This window comes from Salibacterium lacus, from assembly GCF_042684865.1.
GTDB lineage: Bacteria > Bacillota > Bacilli > Bacillales > Marinococcaceae > Salibacterium > Salibacterium lacus.
Genome location: NZ_JBHUML010000002.1, coordinates 1,477,123 through 1,491,935, shown reverse-complemented (window position 1 = coordinate 1,491,935; position 14,813 = coordinate 1,477,123). Strand labels below are relative to the sequence as shown.

General features: G+C 46.5%; 21 protein-coding genes. 18 read left to right on the top strand and 3 right to left on the bottom strand.

The genetic code is table 11. From position 1 onward, the window contains the following. Positions 1 to 14 precede the first annotated feature (14 nt). The 8 genes from ACFSUB_RS08490 to sufB all read left to right on the top strand — a co-directional run bounded on the left by ACFSUB_RS08490 (position 15) and on the right by sufB (position 7,464). Entirely contained in the window at positions 15 to 908 is an 894-nt protein-coding gene (locus tag ACFSUB_RS08490) for a MetQ/NlpA family ABC transporter substrate-binding protein (protein ID WP_380712744.1), read from the top strand. Positions 909 to 1,173: 265 nt separating this feature from the next. Continuing rightward, positions 1,174 to 1,575: a carboxymuconolactone decarboxylase family protein gene (locus ACFSUB_RS08485; protein ID WP_380712743.1), complete on the top strand. Its 402-nt coding sequence runs from the start codon at positions 1,174 to 1,176 to the stop codon at positions 1,573 to 1,575. A 221-nt stretch (positions 1,576 to 1,796) separates the two neighbouring features. Continuing rightward, positions 1,797 to 1,925, top strand: a complete 129-nt coding sequence (locus ACFSUB_RS08480; protein WP_380712742.1) for a hypothetical protein — start codon at positions 1,797 to 1,799, stop codon at positions 1,923 to 1,925. A 230-nt stretch (positions 1,926 to 2,155) separates the two neighbouring features. Next, positions 2,156 to 2,941 carry a Fe-S cluster assembly ATPase SufC gene (gene sufC / locus ACFSUB_RS08475; RefSeq protein ID WP_380712741.1) on the top strand — a complete coding sequence of 262 codons (786 nt, stop codon included), beginning with the start codon at positions 2,156 to 2,158 and terminating at the stop codon, positions 2,939 to 2,941. A 17-nt stretch (positions 2,942 to 2,958) separates the two neighbouring features. Continuing rightward, complete coding sequence (gene sufD, locus ACFSUB_RS08470) at positions 2,959 to 4,269, top strand: Fe-S cluster assembly protein SufD (protein ID WP_380712740.1); 1,311 nt, start codon at positions 2,959 to 2,961, stop codon at positions 4,267 to 4,269. Further along, positions 4,269 to 5,492 carry a cysteine desulfurase gene (locus ACFSUB_RS08465; protein ID WP_380712739.1) on the top strand — a complete coding sequence of 408 codons (1,224 nt, stop codon included), beginning with the start codon at positions 4,269 to 4,271 and terminating at the stop codon, positions 5,490 to 5,492. Before sufD ends, ACFSUB_RS08465 begins: the two co-directional genes overlap by 1 nt. Beyond that, positions 5,479 to 5,928 carry a Fe-S cluster assembly sulfur transfer protein SufU gene (gene sufU, locus ACFSUB_RS08460; protein WP_380713221.1) on the top strand — a complete coding sequence of 150 codons (450 nt, stop codon included), beginning with the start codon at positions 5,479 to 5,481 and terminating at the stop codon, positions 5,926 to 5,928. The genes ACFSUB_RS08465 and sufU overlap by 14 nt, the downstream gene beginning before the upstream one ends. Before the next feature lie 138 nt (positions 5,929 to 6,066). After that, on the top strand, positions 6,067 to 7,464 hold the full coding sequence (gene sufB, locus ACFSUB_RS08455; RefSeq protein ID WP_380712738.1) for a Fe-S cluster assembly protein SufB: 1,398 nt from the start codon (positions 6,067 to 6,069) through the stop codon (positions 7,462 to 7,464). An 87-nt stretch (positions 7,465 to 7,551) separates the two neighbouring features. Here sufB and ACFSUB_RS08450 read toward each other — a convergent pair whose 3' ends face one another. The 3 genes from ACFSUB_RS08450 to ACFSUB_RS08440 are packed head-to-tail and all read right to left on the bottom strand — an operon-like array spanning position 7,552 to position 9,647. Then, positions 7,552 to 8,712: a tyrosine-type recombinase/integrase gene (locus ACFSUB_RS08450; protein WP_380712737.1), complete on the bottom strand. Its 1,161-nt coding sequence runs from the start codon at positions 8,710 to 8,712 to the stop codon at positions 7,552 to 7,554. After that, the gene (locus ACFSUB_RS08445) at positions 8,713 to 9,129 is read right to left on the bottom strand and encodes an ImmA/IrrE family metallo-endopeptidase (protein WP_380712736.1); all 417 of its coding nucleotides are present in this window, start codon (positions 9,127 to 9,129) and stop codon (positions 8,713 to 8,715) included. Between the two features lie 14 nt (positions 9,130 to 9,143). Next, positions 9,144 to 9,647, bottom strand: coding sequence for a helix-turn-helix domain-containing protein (locus ACFSUB_RS08440; protein WP_380712735.1), 504 nt, complete (start codon positions 9,645 to 9,647; stop codon positions 9,144 to 9,146). A 189-nt stretch (positions 9,648 to 9,836) separates the two neighbouring features. Between ACFSUB_RS08440 and ACFSUB_RS08435 the strand changes: the two genes are divergently transcribed. The 10 genes from ACFSUB_RS08435 (at position 9,837) to ACFSUB_RS08390 (ending at position 14,591) form a co-directional block, all read left to right on the top strand. After that, the gene (locus tag ACFSUB_RS08435) at positions 9,837 to 10,103 is read left to right on the top strand and encodes a helix-turn-helix domain-containing protein (RefSeq protein ID WP_380712734.1); all 267 of its coding nucleotides are present in this window, start codon (positions 9,837 to 9,839) and stop codon (positions 10,101 to 10,103) included. 14 nt (positions 10,104 to 10,117) lie between these two features. Continuing rightward, positions 10,118 to 10,381 carry a group-specific protein gene (locus tag ACFSUB_RS08430; RefSeq protein ID WP_380712733.1) on the top strand — a complete coding sequence of 88 codons (264 nt, stop codon included), beginning with the start codon at positions 10,118 to 10,120 and terminating at the stop codon, positions 10,379 to 10,381. Between the two features lie 4 nt (positions 10,382 to 10,385). Continuing rightward, entirely contained in the window at positions 10,386 to 10,613 is a 228-nt protein-coding gene (locus ACFSUB_RS08425; RefSeq protein ID WP_380712732.1) for a DUF7667 family protein, read from the top strand. A gap of 1 nt (position 10,614) precedes the next feature. Continuing rightward, positions 10,615 to 10,827, top strand: a complete 213-nt coding sequence (locus ACFSUB_RS08420; RefSeq protein WP_380712731.1) for a hypothetical protein — start codon at positions 10,615 to 10,617, stop codon at positions 10,825 to 10,827. 314 nt (positions 10,828 to 11,141) lie between these two features. Continuing rightward, a complete protein-coding gene (locus ACFSUB_RS08415) occupies positions 11,142 to 11,411 on the top strand; it encodes an AbrB/MazE/SpoVT family DNA-binding domain-containing protein (protein ID WP_380712730.1) in 270 nt (89 codons plus the stop codon). Then, positions 11,404 to 11,676, top strand: a complete 273-nt coding sequence (locus ACFSUB_RS08410; protein ID WP_380712729.1) for a hypothetical protein — start codon at positions 11,404 to 11,406, stop codon at positions 11,674 to 11,676. Before ACFSUB_RS08415 ends, ACFSUB_RS08410 begins: the two co-directional genes overlap by 8 nt. A gap of 3 nt (positions 11,677 to 11,679) precedes the next feature. Then, positions 11,680 to 11,832 carry a hypothetical protein gene (locus ACFSUB_RS08405; protein WP_380712728.1) on the top strand — a complete coding sequence of 51 codons (153 nt, stop codon included), beginning with the start codon at positions 11,680 to 11,682 and terminating at the stop codon, positions 11,830 to 11,832. A 63-nt stretch (positions 11,833 to 11,895) separates the two neighbouring features. Continuing rightward, positions 11,896 to 13,407 (top strand): AAA family ATPase, encoded by a 1,512-nt coding sequence (locus ACFSUB_RS08400; RefSeq protein ID WP_380712727.1) that lies wholly within the window; start codon positions 11,896 to 11,898, stop codon positions 13,405 to 13,407. After that, positions 13,400 to 13,696, top strand: coding sequence for a hypothetical protein (locus ACFSUB_RS08395; protein WP_125556565.1), 297 nt, complete (start codon positions 13,400 to 13,402; stop codon positions 13,694 to 13,696). Before ACFSUB_RS08400 ends, ACFSUB_RS08395 begins: the two co-directional genes overlap by 8 nt. Further along, on the top strand, positions 13,689 to 14,591 hold the full coding sequence (locus ACFSUB_RS08390) for a RecT family recombinase (protein ID WP_380712726.1): 903 nt from the start codon (positions 13,689 to 13,691) through the stop codon (positions 14,589 to 14,591). Before ACFSUB_RS08395 ends, ACFSUB_RS08390 begins: the two co-directional genes overlap by 8 nt. The last annotated feature ends 222 nt before the right edge of the window (positions 14,592 to 14,813 follow it).

Sequence of the window (14,813 nt, the reverse complement as noted above, 5' to 3'; positions counted from 1 at the left end):
TGGAGGGAACGAATATGAAAAAACTGGCACAACTTATCGCTGTTCCATCACTGGTACTGCTTTTGGGGGCTTGCGGCACAGCCGATGACGGATCGGAAGAACAGGACTCTGGTTCTACCGGAGAAACTTCCGAAGGAAATAATGAAGGAAACACTTCGGAAGAGGAAGAAACCACAACCCTTACAGTAGGGGCAACCAATGTACCGCACGCAGAAATTCTCGAATTTGCCAAAGACCAGCTGAATGAAGAAGGAATTGAGCTGCAGATTGAAACGTTTAACGACTATGTACTGCCGAACAAAGCACTTGCTCAAGAAGAACTTGACGCCAATTATTATCAGCATATCCCTTATTTTGAGGGACAGCTTGAAGATAATGACAACTATGATTTTGCAAATGCAGGTGGTGTTCATATTGAGCCGATTGGGGTGTATTCCCAGGAATATGACAGTCTTGATGAGCTTCCTGAGGGTGCCGAAATTATCATGAGCAGTTCTGTAGCTGACCACGGCCGCATTCTGCAAATGCTTGATGAAAAAGGATTAATTACGATGCCGGAAGATTCGGGCGTGGATGCGACGATTGAGGATATCAAAGAGAACCCGAACAACTTTACATTCCGTGCTGATGTTGAAGCCGCAGTGCTTCCGCAGGCTTACCAGAACGGAGAAGGGGATGCCGTGCTTATTAATTCCAACTACGCGATTGATAACGGACTAAGCCCGGTTGATGATGCGATTGCACTGGAAAGCTCCGAAGACAATCCGTATGTCAATATTGTTGCTGTACGAAGCGAAGATGAAGATAAGGAGAGCATTCAAACTCTCGTCGACGTGCTGCAGTCCGATGAAACAGCCCAGTTTATTGAAGATGAATACGACGGCGCCGTCATTCCGGCTGTCGAATAATGAAAGCCCGGCTCTGCCGGGTTTTTCTAATTTTATGGACAATGTTTCCGGCTTTGTGTCCAATAAATTAAAATAAGAGACAGAATTTAGTAGAAATACCGGTTAAAATGGGCGTAATGAATGAATATGAACCAAAATTATTCAAGATCCTTCCCAAAGTGTCCGGTATTCTGTTTTTATGGACAATTTTCCGGCCTCCCGGTCCGAATAAACAACTGCGTTTTTGAAGCATACTACAGGAAAAGGACAAAAGGGAGGGCGTGTCATGCCCCAGCAACAGCAGCAAGAGGAACAGCAGCAACAGCCGCCTTCATTCATACAGCAGGCGCTGCAGGAGTACAAAGAAGGAGTCGGCATTTTTCAGGAGAAAATACCCCATATTGCACGACGATATAACGCGTTTACGGAAGCCTGTTTTAAAGCAGGGGAACTGGACGCAGGGGAAAAACAGCGGATGGCACTCGCGCTTAGTGTATATGCCCAGGATGAGTACTGCATCATTTATCACACGAAAGGTTGTCTGGATGAAGGATGCACGGAAAAAGAGATTATGGAAATTCTCGGGGTGACTGCGGCATTCGGCGGCGGAGCAGCAATGAGCCAGGCTGTCACTCTGGTTCAGGAAGCGGTGCAGGAGTTGAGTACAAACAATCAAATGAAACAGTGATGAAAACAGGAACGCCAAGAAACGCCCAGCATGTTTCCGTCTGTTCGAAAGAAACAGGGCAGACTACTACTGAGAATCAATTGTAAGAAAATTTAACAAAAATAACGCTTTGTTGTGAGAAAATGCGCGTGGTATCGTTGGTGCTGTGTTAAATACAACGAAAGGATGGATTCATTATCCACGCAATCAGCAGCAATCCGACAACAGAAATGGAAAAAGCGATGCACCAGTTTCACGGCTTCGGTTACGCGGAGTACAACAACAGTCTGGACCGCCGTATTCAAGTAGAAATTTCCCGTGAACAAAATCACAGAAAAGGCCGTCAGCTGGCTGCGCAGTTTGGTGAATAATATACCACCTGCTTTTCCTTTGAATAATCGCGCGTTTTTGTTACAATAAAAAAGATAAGTGGTGAAGGGGGCTGAGCCTGAAAGGGGCGGCTCCCTTTTCTATTGAAACACAGACACCCGTGTTTCTTGAACTCTATTTGAATTTGTTTTAAAATGATAATGAGAATAAATTGAGAATCACGAAGGAACGCGAATGTTCCTTTAATATTGATATGATGGAGGTATTTCTGATGGCAGGATCAACCCTTAAGATTCAGGATCTGCATGTAGAAATTGACGGATCGGAAATTATCAAAGGACTGGATTTGGAGATAAACGGCGGCGAGATTCATGCAATCATGGGTCCGAACGGCACCGGTAAATCGACACTTGCTTCCGCAATCATGGGTCACCCAAGATATGATATTACCCAGGGCAGTGTTTCTCTGGACGGCAAAGATGTTCTGGAAATGGAAGTGGACGAACGCGCCCATGCCGGCATGTTTCTTGCAATGCAGTACCCAAGTGAAATCAGCGGTGTGACAAACTCCGACTTCATGCGTTCGGCTATTAACTCCGGCCGTGAAGAAGGCGATGAGATTTCGCTGATGAAATTTATCAAAAAGATGGACAGCAAAATGGATGATCTGGAAATTGATCAATCTTTTTCCCAGCGTTACCTGAACGAAGGCTTTTCCGGCGGGGAGAAAAAGCGGAATGAAATTCTGCAGCTTCTTATGCTTGAACCGAGAATCGCTATCCTTGATGAAATCGACTCCGGACTCGACATTGACGCGCTGAAAGTTGTTTCCAAAGGAATCAACACCATGAAATCACCGGATTTCGGCTGTCTTATCATCACCCACTATCAGCGTCTTCTGAACTACATCACTCCGGACAAAGTCCATGTTATGATGCAGGGACGCGTCGTCAAATCCGGTGGTGCAGAACTGGCGCAGCGTCTTGAAGACGAAGGGTACGACTGGATTAAAGAAGAACTCGGCATTGAAGACGAAAAAGTCGGCGAACAGGCGTAAGCGAGGGAGGTAATAGAATGTCAGTGGATACGAAATGGACGTACGACGAAAATTACGTAAGAGAATACTCCCAAAACCGCGGAGAGCCCGAGTGGCTTACAGAACAGCGCGTTACAGCCATACGTCTGGCGGATGAGCTGAACCTGCCAAAGCCCGAAAAGACCAACATCAAAACGTGGAACTTTACGGAATTTAAACATGATCCGGGCGAAATCTCTGCCATCCATTCGGTGGATGAACTGCATGAAGACGTGCAGAAATTAATCGACCGCAGCACAGAAGAACAGAATCTGATTGTATACCGTGACGGTAAGCCGATTTACCGCACAGAAAGTAATTATCTCAAGGAGCAGGGTGTTCTGTTTCTCGATATAGAAACAGCGGCAAGAGAGCACAGCGATCTTCTCAAAAATTACTTTATGGGAAGTGTTGTAGGCGTTGATGAACACCGTCTGACGGCGCTGCATGTGGCCCTTCTGAACGGAGGTACGTTCATATACGTACCGAAAAACGTAACCGTGGAAGTGCCGCTTCAGACGATTTACTGGCAGCATGATCCGGAAGCTGGTCTTTTCAATCACGTTATTATTGCTGCCGAAGACAATAGTAACGTCACTTACCTTGAAAACTACGCTTCTTTTGACAGAGAGCACTCGGCTGCAGCCAACATCATTTCCGAGGTGTATGTCGGTCAGAATGCCAAGGTCTCCTACGGTGCCGTGGATCATTTCGAAAAAGGTGTCACAACGTATGTGAACCGCCGCGGCCGGGTGGAAAAGGACGGCCATCTTGAATGGGCAGTCGGCCAGATGAATGAAGGAAATACTGTTTCCGACAATACCACCATACTTCAGGGCGATGGTTCACACGCCGATACGAAATCTGTTTCTATCGGACGCGGGGATCAGAGTCAGAACTTCTGGACCGATATTATCCATTACGGTAAAAACTCCGTCGGTCATATTTTGACCCACGGTGTTATGAAAGATCATGCTTCCTCGATTTTCAACGGAGTGACAGAAATCAAACACGGCGGGACAAAAGCGGACGGACAGCAGACAGAACGCGTTCTGATGCTCAGCGAACGTGCCCGCGGCGATGCCAACCCGATTCTGTTGATTGATGAGGACGATGTAACAGCAGGACATGCTGCGTCTGTAGGCCGGGTTGACCCGATGCAGATGTTCTATATGATGAGCCGTGGTATTTCAAGAACCGAAGCGGAACGTCTGATTATTCACGGTTTCCTTGCGCCGGTTGTTAATGAGCTGCCGATTCAGGCTGTTAAAGAACGTCTGACGGAAGTCATTGAAAGGAAAGTCTACTGATGGATGTAAAGGAAATCAAACAACAATTTCCTATCCTTCAACAGGAGGTTAACGGGAGTCCCCTCGTCTATCTGGACAGCGCCGCCACCTCCCAGAAGCCGAATAAGGTGATTGAAGCGGTGGAAGATTATTACCGCCGCTACAACTCCAACGTGCACCGCGGTGTTCACACACTAGGAAGTCTGGCAACGGATGGTTACGAAGGAGCCAGGGAAAAGGTACGCTCCTTTATCCATGCGCCAAAAGCCCGTGAAGTGATTTTCACGCGCGGTACAACGACTGCCATTAACACCGTGGCGTACAGCTACGGGCGGTCCGTGCTGCAGGAAGGCGATGAAATTGTGCTGACACCGATGGAGCACCACAGCAACATCATTCCGTGGCAGCAGGCAGCCAAGGCGACAGGAGCTTCCCTGAAGTATATGCCGATGCAGGAAGATGGAACGCTTTCTCTTGAGGATGTCCGCCGCACTATTACGGCCGACACAAAAATCGTGGCCGTCAGCCACGTGTCCAATGTACTTGGAACCATCAACCCGATTAAGGAAATCACGCAGATTGCGCATCAGCATGATGCGGTAACTGTGGTGGATGGGGCGCAGAGCGTGCCGCACATGAGAGTGGACGTTCAGGATCTTGACTGTGACTTTTTTGCTTTTTCCGGTCACAAGATGGGCGGCCCGACCGGTATCGGCGTGCTGTACGGAAAGAAACGTCTTCTTGAAAAAATGGAACCGGTGGAATTCGGAGGGGAGATGATTGATTTTGTCGACCTGTATGATTCCACGTGGAAGGATATTCCGTGGAAATTCGAAGGCGGGACTCCTATTATTGCAGGGGCGATCGGTCTCGGCGCTGCAATTGATTTTCTTGAGGACATCGGTATGGAAAATGTCGAAGCCCATGAAGAAGAGCTCGCGCAGTATGCTCTGCAGAGCTTGAAAGAAATCGACGGCATTCACATTTACGGTCCGAAGACACGCGCTGCTCTTGTTACGTTTAATGTGGATGAGCTGCACCCTCATGATGCGGCTACTGCACTTGATATTGAAGGAATCGCGGTCCGGGCGGGCCATCACTGCGCGCAGCCGCTCATGAAATGGCTGAATGTGGTGGCGACGGCAAGGGCGAGCTTTTATATCTATAACTCGAAAGAAGATGTTGATGCCCTTACGGAAGGTTTAATAAAAACAAAGGAGTATTTTGGTGATGTCTTCGCATAGTAATCTCGATACCCTTTACCGTCAGGTCATTATGGATCACTACAAAAACCCCCGCAATAAAGGGGACATGGAAGGGGAAACTCTCCATGTGAATATGAATAATCCCACCTGCGGCGACCGGATTCAGCTGCAGCTGAAAGTGGAAGGGGACAAAATCTCAGACGCTAAATTCGTCGGAGAAGGATGCTCCATCAGTCTTTCCTCCGCCTCTATGATGACAGAGGCCGTCAAAGGACAGCCGGTGGAAAATGCCCTGGAAATGTCCGACATCTTTTCGCAGATGGTGCAGGGTGAGGATTATGATGATGAAAAATATGATCTTGGCGATATTGAAGCGCTGCAGGGTGTGACAAAGTTCCCTGCAAGGATAAAGTGTGCTACACTTGCATGGAAGGCCATGGAAAAGGGCCTCGGTGAAGAAGAAGAAACCGACTGATTTGCAGGAAAAACAGCGATATGCCTTTCATTCATAGGGGGATAGCCCCTATAATGGAAGATAGAACCCGATAACCTTGTACAACGGCAGAAAACCGAAAAATTCTATGGATTTTTCTAAAAAGGAGGTCATTCAATAATGGCTAAGCAAATGCCGGAAATGGAAGAGTACCAGTACGGGTTTCATGATAAAGACGTCTCGGTTTTCCGTTCTGAGCGGGGACTGACAGAAAACGTTGTTCGTGAAATTTCCAATATGAAAGAAGAACCGCAATGGATGCTGGACTTCCGTCTGAAAGCACTGGAAACGTTCTATAAGATGCCGACACCGCAATGGGGCGGAGACCTGTCAGGCCTTGACTTTGACGATATCACGTATTATGTAAAACCTTCCGAGCGCTCAGAAACATCATGGGATGAAGTACCGGAAGAAATCAAGAATACGTTTGATAAACTCGGAATCCCTGAAGCTGAGCAGAAATACCTTGCCGGTGTATCCGCGCAGTATGAATCGGAAGTGGTGTACCACAACCTTCAGGAAGATCTTGAAGATATGGGTATCGTATTTAAAGATACAGATACAGCTCTGAAAGAAAATGAAGATCTCTTCAGAGAACATTTCGGCAAAATCATTCCGCCATCAGATAATAAGTTCTCGGCTCTGAACTCTGCAGTATGGTCCGGCGGATCGTTCATCTATGTTCCAAAAGGCGTGAAGACAGAAACGCCGCTGCAGGCTTATTTCCGTATCAATTCGGAAAGCATGGGACAGTTTGAGCGGACGCTTATCATCGCGGATGAAGACAGCTCGGTTCACTATGTGGAAGGCTGCACGGCTCCGGTTTACAATACGGACTCCCTTCACAGCGCTGTTGTTGAGATTTCGGTAAAACGAAACGCCTACTGCCGTTATACAACCATTCAGAACTGGGCTCCGAACGTGTATAACCTGGTGACTAAGCGTGCTACTGCAGCTGCCGGTGCAACGATGGAATGGGTCGACGGTAATATCGGATCCAAGCTCACAATGAAATATCCGTCGGTTATGATGACCGGCGAAGGGGCGAAAGGAACCATCCTTTCCATTGCGATTGCAGGTAAAAACCAGCACCAGGACGCCGGTGCGAAAGTGATGCATCTGGCTCCGAACTGCTCTTCCACGATCGTTTCGAAGTCGATCTCCAAACACGGAGGCAAGGTAACGTACCGCGGTATCGCGCACTTCGGACGAAAATCGGAAGGCTCCAAATCGAAAGTGGAATGTGATACGCTGATTATGGACAACGAGTCCACGTCAGATACCATCCCGTATAACGAAATCATGAACAATAACATCGCTCTTGAACACGAAGCCACGGTTTCCAAAGTGTCGGAAGAACAACTCTTCTATCTAATGAGCCGCGGTGTATCGGAAGAAGAAGCGGTGGAAATGATCGTGATGGGCTTTATCGAACCATTTACGAAAGAACTTCCAATGGAATATGCGGTTGAAATGAACCGCCTTATCCGTTTCGAAATGGAAGGCTCCATCGGTTAAGCTTAACAAAGCCCTTGATTGAAAGGGATTAGAGGGTTTTAATAAAGAGAAGATAAAAAGGTCGTGCCGATTTTGTGCCGATTCCAATTATCTTCTCGTGTAGGAGGCGAACTTTTGAAGTTCGTCTTCTTCTATTTTATCGGTGATATCAAGATACGTATCGGCTGTTGTTTTAATGGTTTTGTGGCCAAGCCTCTGGGATACATATTTAATCGTGGCGCCAGCCTCCAACAGTAACACAGCGTGCGTATGCCTGAAGCCGTGCGTGCCCTTATAACTAACACCTGCCAACCTACAGTAACGCTGCATGCTTTCTCTGATGGTCGAAGGAGTGAGGTAATTGCCGAAACAGTTTTGAAAGATGATTCCGTCTTCATTTTGCTTAAAAGCAGTATATTGAAGCAGCATCTGATTTTGAACCAATTTGAATTTTTTTAGTTCCTTCAGAACATCTTGGTCTAATTTAATGGTGCGGTAACTGGAAGAGTTCTTCAGCGATGTGATGACTACTTTGTTGTTGTCGTCTCTGCTGGTTTGCCGTTCAACGGTAAGTTTATCACCATTCAAATCCTCCCACCGCAGAGCTAACGCTTCGCTGATGCGGAGCCCTGTCTGGCTTAAAAAGTACATCAACACATAATACAACCGGTATTCACTGAAACGTTGGTGCCGATAACCTTCCATGTAATCCAAAAGCTGATTCAGTTCATTTAACGAAAAATATTTCACCTCTTCGCTTTCCCCTGCCTTATCTTTGACCGGAGCTTTCAGCTTCTTTGAAGGGTCTTTCTCCAATATTTCCAGCTCATAAGCAGCATAATGAAAAATGCTCTTCAAGATGGATAAAAATCGTTTTCGTGATCCGTGTGAGTATTTCGGTTTCCCATTCTTGTCATAGGACTCAGCATAATCATTCAGCCACTTAATAATATCACTCCGCTTAACACGCACTACCTTCTTTTCTCCAAAATAGGGCAGGATATGATGCTCAATAGCTGACACATAGTTCCGGAAAGTGGACGCTTTCAGATTATTTTTCATGTAGTTGTGCAGCCATTCTTCAGCCAAATCTTTGAACGCCTTCTCCTTATCATCGAGTGTGTGCCCGTAATAAATCTTTTCTTCTGCTGAAGCCGCCGCAATTTTGGCTTCTTTTTTGGTGCGGTATGTGCCAATAGAGAATTCTTTCCCGTCTTCCGACACTCTTGCCTGCCATTTTCCGCTTTTCAATTGCCTGTACGTTGCCATTCAACTTCCGACCTCCTTTAAAATCTGCTCTGGAATTTTGTATTCCTCCACGGCTTCTTGAACCGTAAGTATCGGGGAAGCCCCTTCATCGGAAAAGAGAAGTTCCACAGCAAAGGAATTGGCTTCTTTCTCTATCTTGGAAGTAGAGAAAAGCGTGTGTGCTTTTAAAAAAGGTGTGTTCGAATTAGGATGGCAGACAGCATGACCGAGCTCGTGGGCGCAGATAAACTTCTTCTGTGCTTCTGCTGCTGATTCGTGGATGTGGATCATGGGGATGCGGAAGATTTTATTGTAGTAGCCGAGATTACTGCCCAGGTTTTCTTGAATCACATGGATCCCTTTAGCAGCTGCGATTTTAAAAGGACAGCTTGTTTCATGTTTTTGTATTAGTGCATTGACCTTCCCTTTTATATCCACGGTATCACTCCAGATTACTTGTACTTATTAGGGGTGAATTTCTGCTTAGCAGCGCGCTTAGCAATGCGTAATGAATGCTCTAGAGAATCTTTTAATAATTCTTTATCTTCTTCGCCCATGTCTTCTATAGACTGTCCGTCGAACGCAGCGTAGGCTCCTGGATCATCCAGATCGTTTATCATCCTCTCCAACTCCTTCTGGATATCCCGTTCGTCTTTGGCGTTAAGTCCATAACTTCGATCGTCTTCTTTAACAAAGTCACCCCTATCAGAACCATCTTCTGAATCACGACCTTTAAAGCTTGGATCAATCTCTGATTTTTTAACATCGAAAGCTGTAGACAATCTTTCCACGTTTCCTGGGTTGATAAGAGTTCTGAAGTTAATGTAATCAGACAGTGTACTTTTAGATATGCCTGTCTGCTCGCTAAGTTTTAATTGTGTCCACCCATTTTCTTTAAGCAATCTTCTAATGTTGGATGCTATTTCTTTTTTTAGCTCTAAGTCACGATCAAACATTTCGGTTCGCTTCCTTTCGCGATTAAGTATGTTACATATATAATATCCGAAAAAATACGGAAATGCAATAAAAATTCCGAATTTCTCCACACTTTAGTGTAAAAATTCGATTTAACCCGGAATTTTTAATTGACATTCCGAGAAATATCGGATAATGTATAACCAAGCCGAAAGGAAAGGAGGCATTCCGTGAGCGTAGAAATAACTTTAAGATCAGCAAGAGTGAGAGCGGGTCTGACTTTGATAGAAGCAGCAGGACGGTTCGGTATTAACAAAGACACGCTTTCGAGATATGAAAAAGACTCAAGCGATGTCCCTCGATCCTTTTTCATTAAGATCGAAGATATTTACAAAGTGCCAGTGGACAATATTTTTTTCGGCATTGAATCCGAGTTTTTTCGGAATTTACCGGATGACGTAAGAGAATCGGATAGTCAACCAGGTCAACCAGCTTGAAGGAGGTCAAGAAGATGATTCAAGTTCAGATTGATGAAGCAGAAGCCAAAGAACTATACCTGCAGAAGTTGAATGAACGCATGAAAGAACTCGAAGCAGAAACGGCTTATTGGGATGCAAAAGAATTAAAACGACAAACCTGCATGAGTTGGAACACGATACAAGATCAGTTCTTTTACCATCCGAACTTTCCAAAATATAAGGTCGGCCAGAAATGGTACTTCCCGGCGAAAGAGACAAAAGAGTTCTTGCTTTGGTGGATCCGTGGGAAGGGGTGACAAAATGAACGTAGTCATTACCCGAGTGAAAGAGCTGCTAGCCACATCAGCCATCCGGGAGCTCTCCACCGTAGAAGCACAAGAGTTGCAGGAGAGTAAACAGTTTCTGCTTCATTGCCAGTGGCGAAAAGCATTGCTCCCGAACTTCTCGCTCATGGCAAGCATGACAGACGATGTGGAATGTCAGCACGATATATGTGCTGAATTAGAGAAGCTGGAAGGAGGCTCTTGATATGAAGGGCTATCATGCACTAGGCGAACACGCTCGCAAGGTACTCAACGAAACACACGCTAAACACATGGGTGCGATGGGTTCCAGCGAAAAAGAAAAATACACCCGTGGCCAAATCAAAGAAGTGAAGCTCAATCAGCAGGAACAGGTCATCGAAGTGCGATTCCGAAACGGCGAACTGTTCAAATACACAAAAGCAGGGACGTGGTACTGATGGCATCTGCAGCAGTGACACAACCTGTTGAGTACGATAGTTACGGTCGCATGATGTATCACCCTGACTTCCACAGTAGGCACGGGCAACCTTTTGAAGTAGAGGAACTCGAATACCTTTGCACCTTTTGGGAGTCCGATCACCGTCAGACCATGGCACTCGCTTTGGAACGGACAGAAAAGACGCTCCAAAGTAAAGTGTGGGACTTAAGGAAGAAGGGGCTCTATGAGATGTATAAGCATCTGAATTACTACTATTAGTGGATATTCCAGATGGAGTCATGCTCAATATTTAAACTAAAGGAGTTGTTAGAAATGAAGGCAATCGGAATCGTGAGAAAGATTGATGAACTAGGCAGAGTGGTCATTCCGAAAGAAGTTAGGCGTGAACAAGGTTGGGACTCTGGGCAGCCATTGGAGATGTTTATGGACGATGATAACCAGTTGGTTATGCGAGCTTACGAAACAGACGAAGACAAGAAGCAGCTGGTTGAGGATTTGGAAAGCATGACCGTCAATGGCGACCATGAAGAAAATGAAATCTTAGAACGGGCTATCCGGGCGATTCAGAAGGGCGGTGAGTGAGTTGAGGGCTACGAGTTTTGTCATTGTTACGTCAGAAAAAAGAGTGACGCCTACTAAGGGAGTGGGGTTCTTTGCGACAGAATTTTTCCTCAAAGAAAACAAGCTGTCTGCTTTGAGAGCCATATCGGATGTTAATGCTGACCCCAGAATGAAAGTCCTAAACGTATTTCTATTAGACGAAGACGGTGGAACGGTGCCTCACGATGTGACGGTTAAAGATTACGAAATAGATCTCGTACCGCTATATGAACAGAGGGGAGGGTGAAAGATGACACTTTCTGATGAACTGCTGGAGGCCTGGGCGATTGAATTCCAGAACGCTGAAACGCCTGCTGGCAATCCGTATTACATGTACATGAGCTTTGCGGCTTTTGTGGCCATGAAACAGCGGGCGCTTGAAAGGGGTGATGCCATTGGATGAAGTGGAGCAGTACAAGAAACGGCGTGACGCGGAGCAAATTGATCACAAAGAGGAGGATAAAACGTGCAAATCAGATTCCAGGAAGCAACCCTGAAAAACTTTAAAAGTCACCAGGACCTCTCCGTTAACTTTGGCGAGGTAACAGAGGTCACCGGTGACAACGCAGAGGGTAAGTCCAGTATTCTGGACGCCCTTATGTGGACAGTATACGGCACTGACGTGCTCGGACGCAAGCTCGACCCAACACCAATCACCTATGATGCAGAGGAAACGGCGGTCACACTGCTGCTTTCCATCGACGACAAACAGGTGAAATTGGGGCGCAGTCTTAAGAAAGGAAAGGCCAGCTACCACATCAATGACGTGCCGTCCAAAGCCGGCGAATTTAATGACATTGTGGACAGCCTAGGCGGTAAAGAATTGTTCTTGAGCCTTTTCAATCCGTCCTACTTTTTCAGCCTTCATTGGGAAAAACAGCGCGCGATGGTGCTGCAGTTTGTGACGGCGCCGGCAAACAAAGAAGTTATGAAAGAGCTGCCGGAACTGCAGTCAGAGAAACTGGCCGCCCTGGTCAAAAAGCATTCCCTCGAGGACTTGCAGAAAATCCATAAAGACCAAAAGGCCAAGCTGGAGAAAGAACACATCGCCGCGCAGAGTCGGGCGCAGACGCTGAAAGAACAGCTGGAGCAGAGAGAAGCGCCCTCTCTCACAAAAGAAGGATTTGAAGATGGGATTAAGGCACATGCCGCCCAAAAGAAAGAAGTCGAAAAAACAATGGAATCTGCCGCCAAAGACAATGAAAGGGTGAACACTCTTAAGATTCAAATCAACCGACTGCTTGAAGAGAGAGACCGGATGAAAGAGAAGTTCCAGGAGTTGAAAGGCGAAGAGATTGAAGAAACCTGCCGCGTTTGCAAGCAGCCACTCCAAGATGAATCCCTACAGGCGGCGGAAGAAGAAAAACAAAAGCGCGTTGACCAGTTCAAAAGTGAATATGAGCAGGTTGTTCAGAAGAGAAAAGAACTGGAAGAAGAGTTGGAGCAGCTCGAATATGTGGATATTAATGAACAGCTTGAGCAAGTCCGGGAATATCAGGCAAAAATCGATACGGCTCAGGCTCAGGTGGACAAAATCGATGAATACAACCAGTTGCAGGAGCAGGTGGCAGAAGCGGCGGAAAAAGAGAATGAAACCCGCGACAACCTCAATGAATCTATCTTTATCCTGGACGCTGTCAAAGCCTTTTATGCAGCAGAAGCTGACCTGCAGGTTCAGAAGGTACAGGATCTGTTTGAAACGCTTGGCGTCCGGCTGTTTGAAGAACAGAAAAACGGCGACTTGAAGCCGACCTTCGAGATTGAATTGAATGAAAAGCCATACCGCGAACTTTCACTCTCTGAAAAGATCAGAGCTGGTCTGGAACTGCGCGAAGTATTGAGCGATCAGGCTGAAATTGTCGCTCCGGTATTCGTGGATAATGCCGAATCCATCAGCCGGTTCAAAGAACCGAACGGGCAGCTGGTAACCAGCCGGGTTGTGACTGGCGAAGAACTGGAGGTGACTGCAGATGAGTGAATTTACAGGATGGGGCCGAACCAACGACATCGACTTTGGCGACTATGTAGAAATTGAAATGCTCCGTTATGGCGTTCCAAACGAGTATTTTATTCACAAAGTTATAGGCTCTCTGGAATCCAACTGTTGGAGGGATGCCCCGATTAAAACAAGTAGTGACGAAGTGCTTCATGGAGAAATAGAAAAAGTGCTTAGGGTTATAACCTGCGGTATTGATGAAACAGAAGTGTTCAAAGTACGAGAAAGCGACTGCATTAAATTAGAAAATAGGAGGTTTACACATGGCTAACAATCAAATCGCAACACAGTCCATGACACCGGAAATCAACGAGGCATTTAAGCCGGAGGTACTGGAAGTAATCCGGAACTCTATCGCCAAAGACGCAAACGATCAGGAATTCATGCTTTTCGCTCATAAGGCAGCTTCTTACGGGCTGGATCCATTCAAAAATGAAATCTTCTTCATCAAGTATGGCAACACCGCAAGGATTCAGTTTGCTGCAGAAGCGTTCCTGTCCAAAGCACGCGAAAAAGAAGGGTTCCAGCCGCCGGACACGCAGATGGTACACGAAAATGATGAATTTAAGGTCGAGAAGAACAAAGAGACCGGCGACATGGAAGTTGTCCAGCATGACATCGGGTTCCCTCGAGGGAAAATCATCGGCGCTTACTCGATAGCGCGCCGTGAGGGACATCACCCTGTCACCGTCATCATGGATATTGATGAAATATCCCATATGTTCACCGGTCAGAACAAAGACAACTGGAACAAATGGACTTCTGACATGTTCGGGAAGCACGTGCAGCAGCGTGCGCTGAAACGGCAGTACGGTCTTGAGTTTGATGACGAGACGATCACAGGCGGTACAGATAGTGTTCCGGAATACAAACCAGAGCGCAAAGATATTACGCCGAACGATCCGGATCCTGCTGCTGAAGTGCAGATTGAAGGACCGGACCAGGAAGAAGCAGAACAGCAAGGACCCGATAAAGAGACACTGCAGAAACAGATCGGCCAAAAGTTTAAGCAGCTTGGCTACACCAATAAAGAGCAACGCACTGCTTTTTTCGATGAACACAGCATTGAATTCAAGAACAAGCAGGATCCGACTATTGGAGAAATGACCGGACTTATTAAGGTGCTGGACGCACAGCTGGAAGCCCAAAAAGACGAACTGGAGTAAGGAGGAATAGATGATGACGGCACAGATCACCACAGAGCATCTTGATTTCATGGAGCACGCTGCACAGGCATTTAGCGTAGACCCTACTCTCGACACATTGCGAAACACCCAAGATTCTTATATAGCTTTGCGATTTGGGGCCGATAGAGATTGTGTGCTGGTGTACGAATTAGGGCCCTGCATTGGGAATTTTGTACACCAAACTGAACCAGCGTCATTTCC

Coding starts and splice junctions, on each gene's coding strand:
- ACFSUB_RS08490 (WP_380712744.1), top strand. CDS start 15: ATGAAAAAACTGGCACAACTTATCGCTGTTCCATCACTGGTACTGCTT.
- ACFSUB_RS08485 (WP_380712743.1), top strand. CDS start 1,174: ATGCCCCAGCAACAGCAGCAAGAGGAACAGCAGCAACAGCCGCCTTCA.
- ACFSUB_RS08480 (WP_380712742.1), top strand. CDS start 1,797: ATGCACCAGTTTCACGGCTTCGGTTACGCGGAGTACAACAACAGTCTG.
- sufC (WP_380712741.1), top strand. CDS start 2,156: ATGGCAGGATCAACCCTTAAGATTCAGGATCTGCATGTAGAAATTGAC.
- sufD (WP_380712740.1), top strand. CDS start 2,959: ATGTCAGTGGATACGAAATGGACGTACGACGAAAATTACGTAAGAGAA.
- ACFSUB_RS08465 (WP_380712739.1), top strand. CDS start 4,269: ATGGATGTAAAGGAAATCAAACAACAATTTCCTATCCTTCAACAGGAG.
- sufU (WP_380713221.1), top strand. CDS start 5,479: ATGTCTTCGCATAGTAATCTCGATACCCTTTACCGTCAGGTCATTATG.
- sufB (WP_380712738.1), top strand. CDS start 6,067: ATGGCTAAGCAAATGCCGGAAATGGAAGAGTACCAGTACGGGTTTCAT.
- ACFSUB_RS08450 (WP_380712737.1), bottom strand. CDS start 8,712: ATGGCAACGTACAGGCAATTGAAAAGCGGAAAATGGCAGGCAAGAGTG.
- ACFSUB_RS08440 (WP_380712735.1), bottom strand. CDS start 9,647: ATGTTTGATCGTGACTTAGAGCTAAAAAAAGAAATAGCATCCAACATT.
- ACFSUB_RS08430 (WP_380712733.1), top strand. CDS start 10,118: ATGATTCAAGTTCAGATTGATGAAGCAGAAGCCAAAGAACTATACCTG.
- ACFSUB_RS08425 (WP_380712732.1), top strand. CDS start 10,386: ATGAACGTAGTCATTACCCGAGTGAAAGAGCTGCTAGCCACATCAGCC.
- ACFSUB_RS08420 (WP_380712731.1), top strand. CDS start 10,615: ATGAAGGGCTATCATGCACTAGGCGAACACGCTCGCAAGGTACTCAAC.
- ACFSUB_RS08415 (WP_380712730.1), top strand. CDS start 11,142: ATGAAGGCAATCGGAATCGTGAGAAAGATTGATGAACTAGGCAGAGTG.
- ACFSUB_RS08405 (WP_380712728.1), top strand. CDS start 11,680: ATGACACTTTCTGATGAACTGCTGGAGGCCTGGGCGATTGAATTCCAG.
- ACFSUB_RS08395 (WP_125556565.1), top strand. CDS start 13,400: ATGAGTGAATTTACAGGATGGGGCCGAACCAACGACATCGACTTTGGC.
- ACFSUB_RS08390 (WP_380712726.1), top strand. CDS start 13,689: ATGGCTAACAATCAAATCGCAACACAGTCCATGACACCGGAAATCAAC.